The organism is Enterobacter cloacae complex sp.6700776 (assembly GCF_048284255.1).
Classification (GTDB): Bacteria; Pseudomonadota; Gammaproteobacteria; order Enterobacterales; family Enterobacteriaceae; genus Enterobacter; species Enterobacter intestinihominis.
The window spans coordinates 1-284 of the sequence record NZ_JBLVYK010000242.1; the positions used below are offsets into that span (position 1 = coordinate 1).

At 69.0% G+C, this 284-nt stretch carries 1 protein-coding gene; it reads left to right on the plus strand.

The features are described from left to right. On the plus strand, positions 1-284 hold a 284-nt coding region (locus ACNQ0T_RS24070; RefSeq protein ID WP_417930481.1), incomplete at both ends, for a hypothetical protein.

Genomic DNA, 284 nt, shown 5'->3' on the forward strand with positions numbered 1-284 from the left:
TGGCGCTCGATGTCGCGACGCAGAACGGCCCGATCACGCTGCGCGCCGAGCGCCTGGTGCTGGCGCTGCCGCGCCTGCCGCTGCTCAAGCTGATGCAGTGCCTGCCGGAGCACATCGGTGCGCAGCTGGACAGCGTCAACGGCTTCCCGATGCTCAAGGTCTTCTTCGTCAGCAACGCGCCGTGGTGGAGCCATGGCCAGGCGCCGCAGCAGTACGCCAACTGCATGCCCACGCGCGAGATCCACTATTTCCGCCGCCCGCCCGAGGCCGATACCGACGGCCAC